A 19,807-nucleotide genomic window follows, 5' to 3' on the forward strand; every position below is an offset into this window, starting at 1 on the left:
CCATTCAAAAAGTATGCCGGCTAGTGACGCTCGATCATCAAAGCCGAACAGTACCGAGATAGCTGCCACAGATCTGCCAATAGAGCCAGATATCGAAGCATTACTAGATAGTGCGGATGCTGCTGCTGTCACCTGGGTTCGTGAGCAAGATGGTCTAAAAGCAGTTATCGATGCCTTGGCGACATGCGGTCGGGTGGCGTTAGATACTGAGTTTATCAAACGTGATACTTATTATCCGCGTTTGGCATTGGTGCAGCTGAATACGGGCAATCATATTTATCTATTAGATGCGCCGCAATTGCAGTTAGAGGATTTTTGGCAAGCGTTACGTAAAGTTGATGTCGCTATTTGGCATGCCTGTGGTGAAGACTTAGGGATTTTTTATCTGTTATCAGGCTGCCCACCGCTGACCAATATATTTGATACGCAAATTGCGTTATCTTACTTAACGGGTCAATTGCAAATGGGCTATCAGCAGGCGCTTGATGAGCAGCTAGACATGCATATTGATAAAGAACAAAGCCAGTCCGATTGGTTGCAGCGCCCATTATCAGATGAGCAAGAGCAGTATGCGATTGATGACGTGCGATTTTTGCCAGCGCTTTATTTAAGTCTTGAATACGAGTTAAAAAAGCAAGGTCTCTATGAATATGTCTGGGAAGATTGTCAGCTTTATGCCAGCGATTTATATGATGCGCAGCATGTTGCAGACGAGGAAATGTATCTAACCATGGCAGATTACCGCTATACCTCTGAGCAAATGGCGATACTGAAGGCAGTAGCAACATGGCGTGAGGAGCTGGCGCGGGCGACCAATCAGCCCCGCACCTTTGTGATAAAAAAACAAGCGGTACGTGAGATTATCACGGAAAAACCAAGTAGTATGCGAGAGCTTGCGCACAAGACCACCATGCACCGTAGTATGCTGCGACTGTATGGCGAAGAGCTGCTCAAGGTGATTAAGGAAGCCAAAAACTTGCACCCTGCTGAGTATCCCGACTGCCTATTACCACCGTATCGCTCAAAAAATAAAGTATTGTCAAAAGCGGTGCAGCAAGCGATAGATGAGCAGGCACGCGCTATCGGTGTACCTGACAATGTTTTGATGCGTAAGAAGTGGCTTGGGCAATTATATGAAGTGATTGCCTTTGATAAAGCGTTAAGCGAGCTGCCAGAAGGTTTAAAAGGTTGGCGCCATGAGTGGATCACTCAAACCTTGATTCCTGTTATCAAAAAACATAAAACCGAGTTGCAGCAGGGTATGGGTATCAATGTTCGCTAAGCGATAAAAAGTAACGTTTATAAGTGCTTAGTGCTTAATGTTTATAAGTGTTGAAGCTCGCTATGGTCAAACTGTCCATGTTGTAAGAAATATCTGGTTTGTGCAGCTACTGTTTTATCGATCAGCATGCCAGTGTGCGACACTGGTAAAACTATATGATCAGTGGCTGCCTCTATTTTGGTTTCTGCTATATATACTGTGCCATCGTGTAGTAGGTGTTCTGCTGATGGCATATTATTTGTCTTACACAGTTTGCGATTATGATACTGCAAAAACAACTGCCCTAAGCCATAAGGACGATTACCGGCAATCACGCCTAAACTAATATGCTCCGGTAACGGTGCGACCGTGCCATCAAGGGCATCGATATATGAGCGTCCAACGATAGCAGGGCTTAAGCGCCAAATATAATCTGCACAAATACTTCCTACATGCGGTGTCCCAAGCGTTACGCAGCGTCCTATCTGCCACTTAGGATATGCCGTGACAAAATCACGAATTATCAAACCGCCTAGACTATGACCGATTAAATGTATCGGTTCATCAGGATGATGGTTTTTTTCAAGCCATTTATTAAGGCGTGCGCTATTGGTTTTGATGCCGTCACGCATACTGCGATAACCGAATTGATAGGTATCAAAACCTGCTGCTTGTAAGCGTTTGGCAAGTGGTCGCATGATCCAAGCGGTTTGATGTAGACCATGGAGCAGAATGACGCGGCTTTTTTGACTCGAAGCTTTTTGTTGCATAGAAATGTCCAAATCAGTAATATGATAAGATCTATCATCGATACTTGTTTATTAAAATAAACGGGCAGACAGGTTCTTTTATATTAACTCTTTAGGGGTAAAGGTTGTCAAATTATCTAGGGTGTTTTTTCTTTATATTCGCGGTTCTATCGCTATCAGGATGCGTTAGTCAAGAGTTAGAAAAACCTGTGTCTGTTCTGGCAAGCGTACCAATAGTGAGCCAACCGTTAGTAGTTGAGTCACCTCTCCAAATTGCTACTTGGTCACCAACTAAATATAACGGTCGGTTTACAGCTATGGTATCTGGATATTTAACAGTTGTTAATAACTGTCTTGCTTTGACTAGGGATAGTGAAGAGTTAACGACGAAAGACAATACATATTTATTGGTATTAGCGGATGATTCATTTTCGTGGGATGTAGATAAAAAGATTCTGTTGTTTGAAGGAAAACCCTATAAAATTGGCGATGAGCTTTATCTTGGTGGCGGGGCATTTACTTATCCTAATGCTAACATTACAGATCAGGTAAAAGTGAGCTGGATAGAATGTGGTTTAGATAAAGGTTGGTTGGGTGGTTAAGCCTAAGCAACAGCGAAAAACGTTGACAATCTATATGTAAAATAAAAACCTCCAAATCAGCTGCTGACTTGGAGGTTTGTTTTTATATCAACTGTTTATCTTTGTTTGAAAACTACATATAGTTTTCGATACTTGGGCAAGAGCACATAAGGTTCTTATCACCATAAGCATCATCGACACGTGCCACACTCGGCCAGAACTTATGCGCACGAATGTAAGGCAGTGGGAATGCCGCGGTATCACGGCTATATGGGTGTGTCCATTCGCTGTTGGTGACCATCGCAGCGGTATGCGGCGCATTGACCAATGGGTTGTCCTCTAACGTCCAACCATCTTCACCAGCTTTGGCTTTCATCGCCTCGGCTTTGATAGATTGTAGCGCACTGATAAAACGATCCAATTCTTCTTTAGATTCAGACTCAGTAGGTTCAATCATCAAGGTGCCCGCTACTGGGAAGCTCATGGTTGGTGAGTGGAAACCATAATCCATTAAGCGCTTAGCGATATCGCTTTCACTGATGCCAGTCTCTTCTTTTAGCGGACGAATATCGATGATACATTCGTGCGCGACGCGACCGTTTTTGCCGGTGTAAAGAACAGGGTAATGATCTTTCAGCTGACTGGCAACATAGTTGGCATTTAATAGTGCAAGCTCAGTCGCTTTTAGCAGACCATCACGGCCCATCATGGCGATATACATCCATGAGATAGGTAGGATGCTTGCTGAACCATAAGGGGCTGCTGATACCGCCGAGCAGTCGTTTTGCGCATTATGCACAGGGCTCAACGTATGGTTGGCCATAAAGGGTGCTAAGTGCGCTTTCATGCCGATAGGGCCCATGCCAGGACCGCCGCCGCCATGCGGGATACAGAAGGTTTTATGCAGGTTCATGTGCAGTACATCAGCGCCAACATCGGCAGGCTGCATCATGCCAACCTGTGCGTTCATATTGGCACCATCCATATAAACTTGACCACCATGTTTATGGATAAGGTCACAGATTTTACGGATGCCTTCTTCAAACACGCCATGCGTCGATGGATAGGTGATCATCAAAGCCCCTAGATTGGCGCTATTTTCTTCACACTTAGTGGTTAGGTCATCGATATCAACGTTGCCATTGTCATCGGTTTTGACCACGATTACTTTCATACCCATCATCATAGCCGTCGCAGGGTTAGTACCGTGCGCTGATTGAGGGATTAGACACACATCACGGTCAGTTTCACCCAGTGATTCATGGTAACGACGGATGGCTAAGAGACCAGCATATTCACCTGAAGCACCAGAGTTTGGCTGCATAGATACATCGTCAAAACCAGTAATCGCTTTCAGCTGGTCTTGTAAGCTATCAATCATGGCAATGTAGCCGGTGACTTGATCGCGCGGCGCAAATGGATGCACGTTAGCAAATTCAGGCCAAGTAATCGGTAGCATCTCACTGGTGGCGTTCAGTTTCATAGTACAGCTACCAAGTGAAATCATGCTACGGTTCATCGCCAAATCTTTATCTTCAAGCGATTTTAAATAACGTAGCATTTCATGTTCGGTATGATGCGAGTTAAATACTGGATGGGTCAAGATAGCATCAGTACGCAGATGGGCGCTATCAAGAGAAACGCGTGCGTCTTCCGGTAGGTCATGTGCTTTATCAACAAACAATTGGGTCAAAACGCTAAAGTCTTTTTGATCGCTGATTTCACTGAAGGCAACACCAAGCTTACTGTCGCCTAAGCGCCATAAGTTATAACCAACATTGTCGGCGTTTTCAAAAATCTGCGTTGCCAGCTTTTCTGAACCACAGTCAACGACGATGGTATCAAAGAACTGATCATGTACCACGTTTAAGTTGCTATTCTTAGCACCTTTAATAACATCAGCAAAGGCAGTGGCAAAGGCATGGATACGCGTCGCAATGCGCTTGACGCCACCTGGACCATGATAAACGGCGTACATACCGGCTAGGTTAGCTAGCAAGACTTGAGAGGTACAAATGTTTGAGTTGGCTTTTTCGCGGCGGATATGCTGCTCGCGGGTTTGTAATGCCATACGTAGCGCAGTATTGCCTTGTGAGTCTTTAGAGACACCAATGATACGGCCAGGTGCTGAGCGCTTGGCTTTATCAGAAAACGCAAAGTAGGCGGCATGTGGACCACCAAAGCCCATCGGAATACCAAAACGCTGAGTACTACCGAGTGCCACGTCTGCGCCCATATCGGCTGGTGATTTTAATAGCACCAAGCTCATGATGTCGCTGACGACACTTACATAAGTTTTATTTTTCTTCACCGCCGCGATAACGTCGGTTAAGTCTTTGACGTCGCCTTCAACGCCAACGTATTGGAAAATGGCACCGAAATAATCACCTGATTTGGCCAGTTCAAAATCACCAACCACCACATCCCAGCCGAAATACTTGGCACGGGTATTAATCACGTCTAGCGTTTGTGGATAAATGCGCTCGTCAACAAAAAACTGGTTTGATTTGCTTTTGCTCACACGCTTTGACATGGCCATCGCTTCTGCCGCCGCCGTTGCTTCGTCAAGTAATGACGCGCCAGCCATCTCTAAACCAGTCAAATCAATACACACTTGCTGGAAGTTTAGCAGTGCTTCTAGGCGACCTTGGGCAATCTCTGCTTGATAAGGGGTATAAGCGGTGTACCAACCTGGATTTTCAAGCACGTTACGTTGAATCACCGCTGGCATACGTACAGGCGAGTAGCCTTGGCCGATATAGCTCTTATTAACGGTGATGTCATCTGCCATCGTACGTAATTTGGCAAGCGCGGCATGCTCACTCATGGCCACTGGTAAATCTAGCTCTTTGTGCATACGTACTGGTTCAGGCACAGTATCATTAATAAAGCTTGCCATGTCTTGATAACCAACGGCGCTGAGCAGGTCAGCTTGCTTGGTCTCATTTGAGCCTATGTGACGATAGACAAATTCAGCTTCGTTGAATAAACCTTTAAAAGTATCAAACGTTGGGTTTTGCGAGATAGTCATGACAATCCTTGGTTAAGGGAGTAATAAAGGGATGGCTAAAATAGCGGGTAATAATCATTAATGACGGTTGACAATTTTATACGTAATGGACAAATTGCTCTTGCTCAAAGCGGAACTGGGTATTGTAAACACCATTATCAGCGCGTTCACCAGCACCAATCATCATAATGATATGTTGCTCATTACTAAGATTAAGCAGGCGTTTCATAGCAGGCTCATCGAAGCCGCCCATCGGACAGCTATCAAAGCCATGCGCGCGTAGGGCAAGCATCAGGTTTTGGGCAGCAAGAGCGGTATTGTTGGTGGCCCAGTTTTTGGTGTCTTCGAAGGTATAATAAGGCGATTTGATCGGACCTTTTATGCGTCTGACGACCTGAGTGGCACTCCATTTTGCTGCTGATACTACATTGGCAGGGCCTCGTAAAAAGTCCAGAGTAACAACCTTGGTATAATAATCCTTGACCTTTTTAGGCACTGGTTTATCAGGGTATTCACGCAATATCTGCTTGGCATGGTCATGCCAGACATCGGTGCGAGCAACGACTGCGATTAAGCGAGCGGCGGTTTTTGCAGCATTTTGGTTCATGCAGTTTTTGACCGCGCGCGTGCGCTTATCCGCATCATCAATCACATAAAATTCCCACGGCTGTAGATTGCTCGAGTTTGGCGCAAGCATGGCCAAACGCAAACAGTCTGCTAACACTTCATCAGGGATCTTTGTGTCGGTAAAGCGACGAACAGAACGACGTGATTCAACCACTTCACGAAACGCTTGCAGCTGCGGCGTACTATCAGGCGTGGCAAGGTTTGCTTGAGCGCTTGATTGAAGGTTTGCTTGATTGTCAGTGTCAGAGGGCATATGAGAATCCATGCTGGAGATTAAGTGATCACCTTGGGGCAGTATTAGTATGTCTTTCAATAGCGCCTGATAAGTCATTGATATAAATACATCAGATATCAGATATCAGATATCAATTGGACATAATAAGTTGATCGATGAGCATTTTGGGAAAAAGCGTACAGATATCAGCTGACGCCAATATCTGTCATAGCAAGTTGCATTTTTTAGCTACACTGTTTATAAGCCACACTGTTTAAGAGTACAGATAGCGATATTTTGTTTTAGTCAAATACCACTTTTCAGCGAGAGCATAAAGCTGATATTACAGCTCGCTTTCATACTCATCAGCGGTGAGCAATGCTTCGTAATCTGCGATATTGTCAGGCTTCATTCTAAAGAACCAACCTTCGCCATATGGATCAGAGTTGATGATTTCTGGATCATCTTCTAGTGCTTCGTTGATAGCAACGACTTCACCTGAGATAGGCGCATAAACGTCAGACGCCGCTTTTACCGATTCAACAACAGAGATTTCGTCATCAACGGCGATGATGTCGCCGACATCTGGTAATTCAACAAATACCACGTCGCCGAGTAGGTCTTGAGCATGGTCAGTGATACCAACAGTGATAGTACCGTCGTCTTCTAAGCGTAACCACTCGTGGCTGGCGATGTATTTTAATTCTGCTGGGATATTGCTCATGGTCTCTCTCCTAAGTGATAGAGGATGGTTAACAAACATAAGTGAAATTAATAAAAATAAGGAAAGCTAATAATAGAATTTATGATGCCTATGAGTCAAACTGCTGCTTGCCATTACGGACAAACGGTAACTTAAGCACGCGTACATCGACAAACTTACCTTTGCCGCGCAAATCGACCTGAACGCTATCATCATCTGATACGCTGGCAGGAACACGGGCAATGGCGATAGAATTTTTTAGGCTAGGGGAGAAGGTGCCACTGGTAATAATACCGATTTGCTCATTGTCTGTACCCTGATTGATGGTGACTGTCATGCCTTCACGCAATACGCCGCGTGTCGTTAGCAATAAGCCGACCTGTTTCATAGCGGTGTTATCATCTTTTGACTGCTGACGCTTGCTAACCAAAGCGTCACGACCGACAAAATCACGCTCGTCTTTTAGCGCCAGCGTCCAGCCCATATTGCACTCATAAGGGCTAACCTCTTCATCCATGTCATGACCATAAAGGTTCATGCCCGCTTCCATACGCAAGGTATCACGCGCGCCAAGACCAGCAGGCTTAACGCCATTGGCTTTTAGTTGCTCAAAGAACGCTGGAGCATCATCACCATGCATGATGACTTCGACGCCATCTTCACCGGTATAGCCAGTACGAGCAACGAACCAATCTGTACCTTCGATGTCTGTTAAATCAGCACCGACGAAAGGCTTAAGTCCCGCCAAGGTATCTGCCCAGCTAGGTTTGGTTTGCGCCAGTTTTTCAACCGCATTTGGACCTTGTACGGCAATCATCGCAAGCTCTGGACGCTCAGTGATACTGATGTCAAAACCGGTAGCGACTTTGTCAAATTGTGCCATGTCTTTATCACGGGTCGCCGCGTTTGACACAATACGGTATTCAGTAGCGTCTTCGTTCATTAGGTAAACGATTAAATCATCAATGACACCGCCTTGTTCATTGAGCATGCCAGAATATAACGCTTTACCGACGGTTTTGAGTTTATCGACATCATTGGCCAGCAGCTTTTGTAGCCATGCTTTAGCGTCAGCGCCTTTAACGTCAGCGACGACCATATGTGAGACATCAAACATACCAGCATCGGTACGTACCGCTTCGTGCTCTTCGATTTGTGAACCGTAATGGATTGGCAATTCCCAACCAGAAAAATCCACCAGTTTGCCATCACTATCGACATGAGACTGATAAAGGGGTGTACGCTTAGGGGCTTGGGTAGTGATATTTTGAGTGTCGGTCATAACAAATCCTTATGTGGACATCAGTTGTATTCGATAACCAGTAGTAAAAACCAGTATCAAAGTATCAAGGCTGATGTGCCTGATCATAGTAGCGAGAAACAATATTGCAGGGTGCAAGTATTGAAACCAAGGGTAGTACATAAAAAAGACAGAACTGTTTGCCAAACAAACGCTAAACGTCAGTTTGGATAAAAGCCCCATCTGTCCTGTGACCTGAGATTTTCAACACAATCCCTCATTTTGCGTCTTTAAAAGAACAATGAAGTTGTGTTTTCTCCCCTTCGGTGGGTAAGACGTCGCCCGTCTTGACCGCTCTCCAGATTTGTTATGCCTAAGGTTTAAAGGGCAATACGCCAATCAGCGCGATACAAATAAACCGTTGTGACATGTGTTTTTCAGTCCTTTTACCTGAGCGATTGGCAGGGTGGATGCGCCTTCGGTGGTCATATAGCGGCGGTCAGCGCATGCGCATTGTCATGAGCATCACAAACGGTTGGCTAAAGACTCTCTCCTGAAAAACGCTTTTATTATGAAAGGTTCACAGCTTTTTTACAAGCCATCGAGCGCATTAAAGTGAATAATGTTAGTCATAACGATGATTTATAAGGGGAATTCTGTAGAAGACATACTTGAGCGCTGACGTTTTTATAAAAACGCATGGCAATAATGTGTATAAATGGCTGCAATCATTACTTTTTCCAAACGGTGCATATAGGATATGTTTATGTCAGTTTTCCTTTAGCGTCTATTTGGCAGGTATATGCGGATTTACTATAGCCAAACGTAAAGTCGCTACTGATAATAGCTCGAAATATGCTAATCTATAGCGATAGTTTCTGATAGGTTATTGTTATGCATTGCGATATTTATAAGTTTCCCAAACACGATGATATGTATGTTTATATCGCCCGTCCCGATTATCCAAATGATACGGACGAGATCAAGGATTGGCTGGGTGTGCTGCCCAAAGACTTCCGCGCAGGTCTTGGTCGCAGTCAGTTTGTGATGCATCTTGATTTGGCAGCGACACCGACACTTGCCCGAGTAGATAAAGAAGAGGTGCTCGCAAAGCTACAGTCGCAAGGGTATTTTGTGCAGCTTCCACCGCAAGATGTCATGCGCCGACAAGCGGAGTTGCGCGCCCGCGAAGCTCAAGACAGTATTTATAATACTTAATGGCTATAAAATACCTTTTATGATATCCAAATTCTGAGTCTACTTTGTTGAAATGGGCTTTTTTAAATAGAGTAGATAGATGCAGATATGATTGGTGTCATGCATTTTGCTAAATAGTCGTGATAAACTAGCGGTTTATAGTCATAATTGGCTCTATCAATCACCCAAGCTCCGCATTATTTACAAACGCAGGTAATAAGACACGCATGGACTGGTTAAAAAATATCTTACATAACTTACCATTAGAAGCTATCAGCGATATTCTCGGTGAATTAGCGATTTGGTGGGGGCAATTGGTAAAGGATGTACCACCTGCAGACTTACCAATGTATGCTTATCTTGGTGGGGTCATTATCGTGCTGGTGCTTTGGTTACTGGTCGCGCGTATGCTACCACGACCTCTCGGTGGTATGAGTTGGATGATATTGTTTGCAGTTTTATTGGCCCCAGGTACTGCCCTTGGTGATCCAAGTGTGATTGCACCGGCTAGTATTAGCGTCGTTTATGCGATTATGATGAAGGATATGGCGGGTGCAGTGGCCAATATGCTACCAATATTGGTAGTATTGTTCGTCGGTCTATTTGTGGGTTTTGTTTGGCAGCTTATTCGCGGTGCGTTTGAGTCAAGTTTGCATAAAGCTCGCAGTCGTACTGCACAGGATACCCAAGCCAATATACAGCTAGCATCGGGCGATTACTTGGCGACAAAATCTGATGCGACCGCAGCGATAGAAGATACTGACTCAGCTATTAATCTAAAAAAAGATAACACGATCTCTGAGAAAAATGAGCGTTAATGTTTTAAACGCGCAATGTTATGGTCTTTGCTTTTTATTGTAGCGCATTGATTGTTGATTGATATCTTTTCTGATGAGTATAAAAGACACCCTGCGTGTCTTTTTTTATGTCAGACATAACTGCGAACGCATGAGTATTTTGCCAATCAATATAGCTGTGCTAACCTAAATGCAGTATTGAGCTCCTTATTATTCCACCTTTTATAACTCTTTTTAGCATATAACAATAACTGAGATTTTATGATGACTGATAAAAAAACCAACAGCTTTACCGGTACGCAAAACTATATCGCTACTGACGACTTGCAACTGGCAGTCAACGCGGCGATGACGCTACAAAAACCGCTACTTATCAAAGGTGAGCCGGGCACCGGTAAGACATTATTGGCTGAAGAAGTAGCAGAGAGTTTGGGTATGCCGCTGATTACGTGGCATATCAAGTCAACCACCAAAGCTGAACAAGGGTTGTATGAGTACGATGCGGTATCACGCTTGCGTGACTCGCAACTGGGTGATGACAAGGTTTATGAGATTGGCAATTATATCAAGCCCGGTAAGCTATGGGAGGCATTTACCAGTCAAGAGCGTAGCGTATTACTGATTGATGAGATTGATAAAGCTGATATCGAGTTCCCCAATGATTTGCTACATGAGCTGGATAAGATGTCGTTTTATGTTTATGAAACCGGCGAGACCATTACAGCTGAGCAACGTCCTGTAGTGATTATCACCTCAAACAATGAAAAAGAGCTGCCGGATGCGTTTTTACGTCGCTGTTTCTTTCATTATATTGATTTCCCAGAAGAAGAAACCATGCGTCAAATCGTTGAGGTGCATTTTCCTAATATACAAGAAAAGCTGGTCAATGATGCGTTAGATATCTTTTATAAGCTGCGCAATATACAAGGGCTTAAAAAACCACCATCGACGTCAGAGTTGGTTGATTGGTTAACGCTATTATTAGCCGATGACATGGCACAAGAAGAACTGGAAGAAAACTTGCGCGGTGAAAAGTCTATTCCGCCATTATATGGTGCATTGCTTAAAAATGAAGCTGACGTAAGCTTGCTTCAGCGCTTTGCTAATATGATGCGTCGTTAAGCAACAGAGTATTTACTATGATTAAAGCTTATGATTGAAGCTTATGATTAAATAAACAAACGGCTTTATTCGTCACCTATCAGCCAATAAGCGATGCGACTTTTATGTTTATTAAATTATTCTATACCTTGCGTACTTACGGTGTGCCCGTCAGTACCCGTGAGCTACTCGACCTAAATGCCGCGCTAGATCAAGGGCTGATGATGCAGCCGCACCCTGAAAATCCAGAGCTATCTACCTTTGCCAGTCGCGAGGATATGTACCGGCTGATTCGCCTCTGTATGGTCAAAGACGAGCGCCATTTTGATAAGTTTGACCGCGCCATGGCAGATTATTTTGAAGGGGTCGACAGCCTTGATTTAGATGAGCTATTGGCTAAATTGACGGACGTCCCAAAAGAATGGCTTGATCTAAAGCTCGACCCAAAAAATCTGACCGAAGAACAGCGGCGCTTGCTCAAAAAATACGGCTCGCTAGAGGAGCTGATGAAAGCGCTTGAAGAGCGTCTAAAAGAGCAAAAAGAGCGCCATCAAGGGGGTAGTAAATGGGTCGGTACAGGCGGGACATCGCCATTTGGTGCCTATGGCGATCACCCTGAAGGTGTGCGTGTCGGCGGTGAATCGCGTAAACGCAGCGCGGCAAAAGTTTGGGAGCAGCGTAAATATCGCAATCTTGATGACGACAGCCAGCTTGGTACCCGTCAAATTCAAATGGCGCTACGCAACCTGCGCCAGTTTGCCCGTACAGGTAGCGCGGATGAGCTAGACATTCATGAAACTATTAAACGCACCGCCAAAAAAGGCGTGCTCGATATTCATATGCAGGCTGAGCGCCGTAACCGCGTCAAGGTACTGATGCTATTTGATGTCGGCGGCAGTATGGATATCCATGTGGAAGCATTAGAAAAGCTATTTTCTGCGGCGAAAAATGAATTTAAAACCTTGGAATTTTTTTACTTTCATAACTGTTTATATGACTATGTTTGGAAAGACAATAATCGTCGCCATAGCGCACCGATGCCAACCTTTGAGCTGCTTAATAAATACGGCCGCGAATACCGTGTTATCTTCTTCGGTGATGCATCAATGTCGCCTTATGAGCTGATGACGGTCGGCGGTAGTGTTGAGTATATGAACAATGAGGCGGGTATTGTATGGTTAAAAAGGGTGCTCGCGCACTTTGATAAAGTCGCGTGGCTTAATCCTGAAAACCCTGCGTACTGGCAATATACCCAAACCATCGTTGAGATTAGGAAACTATTCGACAATAAAATGTATCCGATGACCTTACATGGGGTAGAGGAGATGACCAACTATCTAGCACGATAGCATCATCGTTACCTTAGATTTTTAAGTCAAAATAAAAACAGCCTCCATATCTAATAGAGGCTGTTTTTGTCTTACCTTTTGTTATCTGTGAAAGGGGTATGGTAGCTTTTAACCCATTTTTACATCACAGGGCGGTTCCATGCATCACGTACTGCAAATCTAGCATCTGCCCATTCTAAACGTGAATGACCACGCGATGCCGCCCAGTCTCTTTGCAGATCTTGCTCTACTAACTCAAACGTTTGCTCATTGCCATACTGCTTGCGCTGTGCATAACCATAACCATAGGCATTACGATAGTCGGTATCGTAGTCATATTGTGGGTTATAGTAATCGGTTGTCGTATGCTGAGTACGCCAGTAAGTGTCCTCTTGCATATTACCTTCAAAGGCATTCGCAACTGCGTTACCAGCTGTAGCACCGACAACGGCACCAACGGCCCCGCCTACTACTGAGCCGACTGGACCACCAACTGCCCCGATCGCAGCACCTGCTGCTGCGCCGCCGACCATGCCTGTTCCACTACTGACAGGATTGGCTTCTCGTTGTACTTCATTATGATTAGTAGGATTAACGGCTTCGCCCACCTCTTGACCACCAGCGCCACCAGCAACTGCACCTGCTAATCCGCCTACCACAGTACCAACAGGGCCACCGACTGCCGTACCGACGGCAGCGCCTGCTGCTGCACCGCCTAGGGCACCAGTACCACTAGCAATAGGATGCGGCTTTTCATGAGCTTCTAAACTATCGGTAGGGTTGACCATCTCACCTGCTTCGTGTCCAACTTTACTACCAGCGATAGCTCCAACAGCGCCACCAACCAAGGTACCAACTGGACCGCCAACAGCTGTACCGACGGCAGCGCCTGCAGCTGCGCCACCAAGTGCGCCTGTGCCAGTCGCTACTGGATGCGGCTTATCTGCATCGTGATGGATAGGCTCAATAGGCTCTCTATGACCTGCATAATGGATATACTCTTTTGGCTCATAGTTTTCACCATTCATACGGGCATGAGTCTTATCCCAACCATCACGGACCATATCTTTTGCTTGGAGCCACGTCATGCGAGAATCGCCTTTTACCTCATACCAGCGCTGTTCAAGCTCAGCTTCCACTTCCTCAAAGCGCGTCGTATTTGGGTAATGCGCGCGGGTTGCATAACCTACTGCATAAGCTGGATGATAATCGGTATCGTAATCATAATCCTCGTGATAATAAGGGCGCGTGGTATGAGTTTCTTGCCAGTATTCATATTCTACTGTGGGGTCTAGCATCTCACCGACTGAGCTACCTGCGACGCCGCCGACGATAGCGCCAATAGCGCCGCCGATTAGCATACCTAATGGCCCACCAATAGCGCCGATCGCCGCGCCTGCTGCTGCACCGCCTGTGCCACCAAGCGCGGTACCAACTGGATGTGAGCCTGGCTCACCTGTGATAGGGTCAGCGTTGTCATTGACTACTACTGTACGATTGATATTATCCATGAACCATTATCCTTATTGATATTATTGTTAAATGATATAATTTGCTAAAATCTACATGACAATAAAATAAAAATCATTTTTGCCATCAACTCTTAGCCTGTCCTCTAAACCAGTGTATTTACTTACTATTGACGCTTGCTCGCAACACTGTGTAGCCGCTTGCATTTTTAATACATATTTTAATATTTCATACTGCTATTACCGCTAAGAAATCTAGTAAGCTTTTCTTGCTAGGTAATATAGCCTAAGGGGCTTAGCTAGTCTGTAGCACATAGCTGCTACCTGTATAGCAGCTATGTAAACGATACTGCTTTAATAGGCATTATTGTTAACCAATGATTATCAAAGCGCAGGAAAGTAAGCAGGATGTAAGTTGAGCTTGTTGGAGTTGTTATTTACCAGTTATAGACGCTATAAGAAGGGTTAAGTAAGCACAAAAAAAGCACTATTATTAAGAATAATAGTGCCTGTAATTTTTGATGAATACTTACTCTACTGTGCCGACTTAATCAGCCCGATCATCACACCCATCTCTTTTTTATCATGCTTATCGATCGTAGGTGCGTATAAAGCAGAGGCAATACCGCCATCTAAAAACAGGGCATTCGGGCAGCTTAAGTCATCCCTAAATAGCGCCGCAAATTGATAAAATGTCACAGGCGCATCGCTACTGACAAACTGTACGCTGCCATCGCTACAGACACCTGCGCCATTACGAATCTTGAGTGAGGTGCTATCAGGGTCAAATTGTGGATGTATCTCATTATTGATGACCAGCATAGGACCGGACTGGGTCGCGTACCAAGGCTTCGCGCTACCATCTTTTAGCTGCTCAGCTAAGGCATTGCTTTCAGTAATTTGTACCCTGCCAGACTTATCCCACCACAGTACGCCGTTTGGTAATAAGTGAAAGTTGCCGCCACCTTCTTTGAGATTTAATGCGCGTATCTCTTCACCGTCGATAACGGTATAGCCAATGGGCGCGTAATGCTCATTGTACATACCGGCATTCATGGCAAAATGCAGCGTTTGGTCAGCAGGTAGTGCCGCTAATAAGTTATCAAAAGTTAATAGCGGCGCGCTACTGTCAGAGGATTGCCAAAATAACGCTAATGAATAACGCTTATCTGTCAGCAAATCAGATTGAATATGACAGGCACTATAAGCAAATGGTGTGCTGTGAGTTTGACATGATACATTGTCAGAACCCATTTGCGGGCGCTCTGTCTGCTGGCAGGCACTTATACCAACAGTCATAAGTGCCATGAGCGTTATAAGCATCATTGCCAATACATGAGGCGATTTTTTGAAAACAGTGGTTGGCATCAATCATCTATCTTTTATCAGGAAGTAAATTACGTGATTGTCATAGCCAAACACTGTTAAATGGTTAAACAGTAGGCGGTATAAAATCTCGGACGGTATTATTGACATTGCCAATCATTTTACCACCATCAATATTGACGTCTACCTCTCCAACTGTTTTTTCTGTGGGTGCACTGGTTTCTTTGCCGATATCACGTGAGTCTTTGTTATAAGCAATCAGTGCATCATTATTGGCTAAGAATGATGACGGATCTGCCATGACCCACATCTGATTAAAGACCTCTGAGCGCGCGTTTTGCTCAAGTAAAGCGCCTTTATCGGTAAAATAAAAGAACTTGGATAGCAGTTTGATTTGCCCGTCATCCAAACGGCGTGCAATGTGGTAAGGCTGCAATTGGCTTGGATGCTGTAAGCCAACTGCGCCAACGATGCTGGCAAGCGATTTCAATGTATTTTTATGATAACTTGCCACGCGCTCAGCTTTGCTAGGTACATCCAGCGCCTTTTGACGATATGGGTCTTGGGTTGCCACACCAGTCGGGCAGGTGTTGGTATGACAAGAGCGTGATTGGATGCAGCCGACAGCAAACATAAAGCCGCGCGCCGAGTTACACCAGTCAGCGCCCAACGCCAATAGGCGAGCAATATCAAAGCCTGAGACGATTTTACCGCTCACGCCAAGCTTGATTTGATCACGGATACCTGCGCCAACCAAGGTGTTATGAACGAATAAAAAACCATCGACCAATGGCATACCCACGCTGTCCATAAATTCAACAGGCGCGGCACCTGTACCGCCTTCTGCGCCATCGATAACGATAAAATCAGGATAGTTATCTGCCTCAAGCATGGCTTTGACGATGGCCATAAACTGCCAAGGCTGACCGATACAAAGCTTAAAGCCAACAGGCTTACCTTCTGATAAATCCCGTAGCTGCTGTAAAAACGTCACCAGTTCGCGAGGCGTACTAAAAGCTGAGTGTGACGAAGGTGACACGCAGTCTTGTCCCATAGGCACTTGACGGGTTTCAGCGATTTCAGGGGTGATTTTTTCTGCTGGTAATACGCCGCCTTGACCAGGTTTAGCGCCTTGTGAGAGTTTGACTTCAATCATCTTCACTTGCGGGTCGACCGCTTTTTCGGCAAAGGACTGCGGGTCAAAATTGCCGTTTTCATCACGGCAACCAAAATAACCTGTTCCTAATTCCCAAATCAAATCGCCGCCAAACTTGCGATGATAAGGACTGATAGCACCTTCGCCACTATCATGGGTAAAGCCGCCCATTTTTGCGCCTTGATTGAGCGCCATAATGGCATTGGCAGACAAACTGCCAAAGCTCATCGCTGAGATATTAAATACCGACATATCATGAGGCTGCTTACAGCGCTCACCGCCAACAATGATACGAAAGTCTTTATTCTTTAGCGGCTCACTGACAGCAGATTGCAAAAACCACTCTTTGCCATGAGCATACAAATTGTCCAGCGTACCAAAGGCGTTGGTATCACTAACGTTTTTGGCACGCTGATAGACCAAAGCTCGCTGCTGACGCGAAAACGGCACTTGTTCTTTGTCATCTTCGAGCAAGTACTGGCGAATCTCAGGACGGAAGTCCTCTAGTACATAGCGGATATGACCTGCGATTGGATAGTTGCTTAGGATAGAGTGCTTAGATTGCAATAAGTCATAAATACCTAGCCCGACGGCGATACCACCGATAATGATTAGCACCCAGTTGACGAGCAATAATCCTGCTAAAAACAGTAAAATCGCGGCGCCAAAGGTGCTATAGCGTAGCAAAACACCAGTGATATAAGGGGAGTTGTGTTCAGGTTCAGGGTTCAAATTGGTTCTAGATTTGGGCATAGCAAGGCTCAACAATAAAACATAGGAATTAAAAAATGCGGCAGAAAGTTATTTCGTAACTTTGCCGCTATTCATGATTCAAAATAGAGTGATTAAGTAAGACTTTTTTAAATGAGTAAAAGTGCTAAAAGCTAAGGGTGCTAGCCGTTAAAATGACAAAAGCAGACCAAATGCACTTCGGGGCTCAAGTTTAAGGTGTGTATCATACGCCTATGATATCACGGCTCCATATTAATTGAGTAACGAAGGGCTAATAAGCGCAGAGTAACCGCACTTTTAACCTATTTAAAGGCTAAAAAGCATATTACGATAGAGATGGAGTCCATTTATGCCAAGCAGAACATCGTCTTGACCATAAATTTTGGCGATCAAGATGATTTGAGGTTGATTAGATAGGTTATAAGATTGAAACCGACTGTCAGTATCTGGTGGTAAAGTCTAAAAAGTACCTTGTAAGCTGTGATATGTACGGGGCATAAGGTGTAAAAAAAGCGTCTGCCCGCAACGCACAGTAGCCGCTGCAGTATGTTTTCAACCCCCTGCTGCGAGAGTACGGGGTCTGATACTCGCCCAATCGGTTCCAAAGGGGCAGTCTATGCGCTGATATAAAGCACATAGAAAATTCTAATGTTAATGGTTCAACAGCAATTATTCAACAAGGTCAATGTGCCAGTTATTGGCTTGAATGACAATATTTATTTTGCGCAGCTTCATAGCGATGTCATCCGCTTGCTTTTGTAAGCTTGCAACCGAAACCATAAGATGCCATTTAATCTCGCGAGGGCTATAACGGTCAACCTCGGTATCAGTGGCGGCAATCGCCTCAGTCAATAGCTTATGGCGCATCTCAAGCGAATCACGCTCAACCAATAGTGTCAGCATCGATTGACCTTTATCGGTCATTGCAGTGGCATTGGTACGGTGGATACGTTCAATCAAACTGGACAATTCAGTAATGACTTGACTGGCTTCAATCATCAGCGTATTCGGGTCTTCGTTTGGCGTATCACCTTCTTGGACTTTGACATTGCTACGAATGCGTCCCTTGATTTGGGCGAGCTTTTTTTGCATATCGCTACGGATCAGTAGGGCTTCGGCGAGTTTCATGGTTGACTCCAATACTTTTATTATTATCGATATTTACGTTAAAGTTTAACGCTTGTTAACCTTTAATACAAACCACTTGAATACAAGGTATGCATCTTCTCTGCTAAGCTAGTTTGTACTTGCGCAAAAATGATAGGTATTCTCAGCAGCTGACGCGAATTTTTTTCTAGAAAGACCATACCCACTTAAACACCACTGCCGATCCTTTCTGCCAGTGCTTGTAATTTAGGTACAATCGTCGCCGCATATTCATCTGCTTGCCAGTTAGCACTTGGCACACTGGCATTGAGCGAATACGCATGCTGTCCAGTGGCAACATCAAAGACGCCAACGGCCACAGCCAATATATCGGTAGAAAACTCACCATCTGATACCGTATAGCCATGCGCTCTATAATGCTCTGCAGCGTCAGATAAAGCCAACTGCGCGTGCTTATAATCTTCTGTAGATAAGTGCTGTTGTAAATTACTAAGAATCACACTCTGTCTTGCTGGCGAGCTGGCGGCATAAAAAGCGCGCCCAATAGCAGTACGGGCGACGGGCACTGCCGAGCCAACTTGCAAATTGACTGACAGGCGAGCAGGGCTACGACAACAAGCGTGATAGCGCATTTCTCCTTCGACCTCGGTTGCTAAATTCACCGATACTTCATTGCTACTGGCAAACTGTCGTAGCAACGGCTCAGCTGCCGCCACCATGTCGTGACGACTCCACGCCGTTGCGCTGAGTCTCACCGCGCTACTGCCTAATTGATATTGTCCATGCTCGGTCATGCGTAAAAATCCAAGCGTCATCAAAGTATGAATAAGACGGGTGATGGTCGCTTTTGGCAATGTGGTCATTTGACACAATTGCTGATGACTGAGCTGCTCATGCTGTTCAAAGGCTGCCAATAAAGTCAGTCCACGCCCCAGTGCGGTGACAAACTGCCGGTCGTTATCGTCCTTACTTTGCTCAAGAATAGTGGTCATTCGATCGAGTAGTGGCAGAGCTGCCGATACATTTTTTGTCATTTTATGCTCATTTTTTTTGATAAAGGTTTACAGCGCGGTAAAACTTTGCTTAAATAGATTTAAATTATGAAACTAAGTTTCGCACAGCGGAATAAACAAGTCAATAACCTGTGCAGTCAATTTACTTATTAATCACTACTCGTCGGTCAGGAAGACTGACATCAAGGAGATCCAC

15 protein-coding genes, 2 pseudogenes and 2 riboswitches are annotated in these 19,807 nt (G+C 44.9%); of the genes and pseudogenes, 6 read left to right on the plus strand and 11 right to left on the minus strand.

Annotation, left to right across the window (positions count from 1 at the left end; genetic code table 11):
- The first annotated feature begins 13 nt into the window (after positions 1-13).
- Complete coding sequence (locus ABYU67_RS05715; protein ID WP_372844058.1) at positions 14-1,282, plus strand: ribonuclease D; 1,269 nt, start codon at positions 14-16, stop codon at positions 1,280-1,282.
- A 41-nt stretch (positions 1,283-1,323) separates the two neighbouring features.
- On the opposite strand, the gene ABYU67_RS05720 is transcribed toward ABYU67_RS05715, so the two are convergent.
- A complete protein-coding gene (locus ABYU67_RS05720; protein WP_372844043.1) occupies positions 1,324-2,031 on the minus strand; it encodes an esterase/lipase family protein in 708 nt (235 codons plus the stop codon).
- Positions 2,032-2,135: 104 nt separating this feature from the next.
- On the opposite strand from ABYU67_RS05720, the gene ABYU67_RS05725 reads away from it, so the two are divergent.
- Positions 2,136-2,612, plus strand: a complete 477-nt coding sequence (locus ABYU67_RS05725) for a hypothetical protein (RefSeq protein WP_372844044.1) — start codon at positions 2,136-2,138, stop codon at positions 2,610-2,612.
- A 112-nt stretch (positions 2,613-2,724) separates the two neighbouring features.
- Here the strand turns inward: ABYU67_RS05725 and gcvP are convergent, their stop codons facing one another.
- The 4 genes from gcvP to gcvT all read right to left on the minus strand — a co-directional run bounded on the left by gcvP (position 2,725) and on the right by gcvT (position 8,427).
- Complete coding sequence (gcvP, locus tag ABYU67_RS05730) at positions 2,725-5,622, minus strand: aminomethyl-transferring glycine dehydrogenase (protein ID WP_372844045.1); 2,898 nt, start codon at positions 5,620-5,622, stop codon at positions 2,725-2,727.
- Positions 5,623-5,698: 76 nt separating this feature from the next.
- Complete coding sequence (locus ABYU67_RS05735; protein ID WP_372844046.1) at positions 5,699-6,481, minus strand: nitroreductase family protein; 783 nt, start codon at positions 6,479-6,481, stop codon at positions 5,699-5,701.
- A 304-nt stretch (positions 6,482-6,785) separates the two neighbouring features.
- Complete coding sequence (gcvH, locus tag ABYU67_RS05740) at positions 6,786-7,166, minus strand: glycine cleavage system protein GcvH (protein WP_198330513.1); 381 nt, start codon at positions 7,164-7,166, stop codon at positions 6,786-6,788.
- Positions 7,167-7,254: 88 nt separating this feature from the next.
- Positions 7,255-8,427 (minus strand): glycine cleavage system aminomethyltransferase GcvT, encoded by a 1,173-nt coding sequence (gene gcvT / locus ABYU67_RS05745; RefSeq protein ID WP_372844047.1) that lies wholly within the window; start codon positions 8,425-8,427, stop codon positions 7,255-7,257.
- Positions 8,428-8,618: 191 nt separating this feature from the next.
- Positions 8,619-8,757: riboswitch (glycine riboswitch) on the minus strand.
- 56 nt (positions 8,758-8,813) lie between these two features.
- Positions 8,814-8,951, minus strand: a riboswitch (glycine riboswitch).
- A 328-nt stretch (positions 8,952-9,279) separates the two neighbouring features.
- Between gcvT and ABYU67_RS05750 the strand changes: the two genes are divergently transcribed.
- The 4 genes from ABYU67_RS05750 (at position 9,280) to ABYU67_RS05765 (ending at position 12,829) form a co-directional block, all read left to right on the plus strand.
- Positions 9,280-9,603, plus strand: coding sequence for a YcgL domain-containing protein (locus tag ABYU67_RS05750; RefSeq protein WP_372844048.1), 324 nt, complete (start codon positions 9,280-9,282; stop codon positions 9,601-9,603).
- 206 nt (positions 9,604-9,809) lie between these two features.
- A complete protein-coding gene (locus ABYU67_RS05755; RefSeq protein WP_372844049.1) occupies positions 9,810-10,400 on the plus strand; it encodes a hypothetical protein in 591 nt (196 codons plus the stop codon).
- A gap of 243 nt (positions 10,401-10,643) precedes the next feature.
- Positions 10,644-11,501: an AAA family ATPase gene (locus ABYU67_RS05760; RefSeq protein ID WP_372844059.1), complete on the plus strand. Its 858-nt coding sequence runs from the start codon at positions 10,644-10,646 to the stop codon at positions 11,499-11,501.
- Between the two features lie 104 nt (positions 11,502-11,605).
- Positions 11,606-12,829, plus strand: coding sequence for a VWA domain-containing protein (locus tag ABYU67_RS05765; RefSeq protein ID WP_372844050.1), 1,224 nt, complete (start codon positions 11,606-11,608; stop codon positions 12,827-12,829).
- 749 nt (positions 12,830-13,578) lie between these two features.
- Here ABYU67_RS05765 and ABYU67_RS05770 read toward each other — a convergent pair.
- From ABYU67_RS05770 to ABYU67_RS05795, 6 genes and pseudogenes are all read right to left on the minus strand, one after another.
- Positions 13,579-13,743: pseudogene (locus tag ABYU67_RS05770) on the minus strand (glycine zipper domain-containing protein); the annotation flags it as partial.
- A gap of 105 nt (positions 13,744-13,848) precedes the next feature.
- Positions 13,849-14,319 (minus strand): annotated as a pseudogene (locus tag ABYU67_RS05775) (hypothetical protein); the annotation flags it as partial.
- 492 nt (positions 14,320-14,811) lie between these two features.
- Entirely contained in the window at positions 14,812-15,645 is an 834-nt protein-coding gene (locus tag ABYU67_RS05780) for a phosphodiester glycosidase family protein (protein WP_372844051.1), read from the minus strand.
- Positions 15,646-15,709: 64 nt separating this feature from the next.
- Positions 15,710-17,512 (minus strand): FMN-binding glutamate synthase family protein, encoded by a 1,803-nt coding sequence (locus tag ABYU67_RS05785; protein WP_372844052.1) that lies wholly within the window; start codon positions 17,510-17,512, stop codon positions 15,710-15,712.
- A 648-nt stretch (positions 17,513-18,160) separates the two neighbouring features.
- On the minus strand, positions 18,161-18,619 hold the full coding sequence (locus tag ABYU67_RS05790; protein ID WP_372844053.1) for a DIP1984 family protein: 459 nt from the start codon (positions 18,617-18,619) through the stop codon (positions 18,161-18,163).
- Positions 18,620-18,804: 185 nt separating this feature from the next.
- Positions 18,805-19,632, minus strand: a complete 828-nt coding sequence (locus ABYU67_RS05795) for an IclR family transcriptional regulator (protein WP_372844054.1) — start codon at positions 19,630-19,632, stop codon at positions 18,805-18,807.
- Positions 19,633-19,807 lie beyond the last annotated feature (175 nt).

Source organism: Psychrobacter sp., assembly GCF_041554015.1.
GTDB lineage: Bacteria > Pseudomonadota > Gammaproteobacteria > Pseudomonadales > Moraxellaceae > Psychrobacter.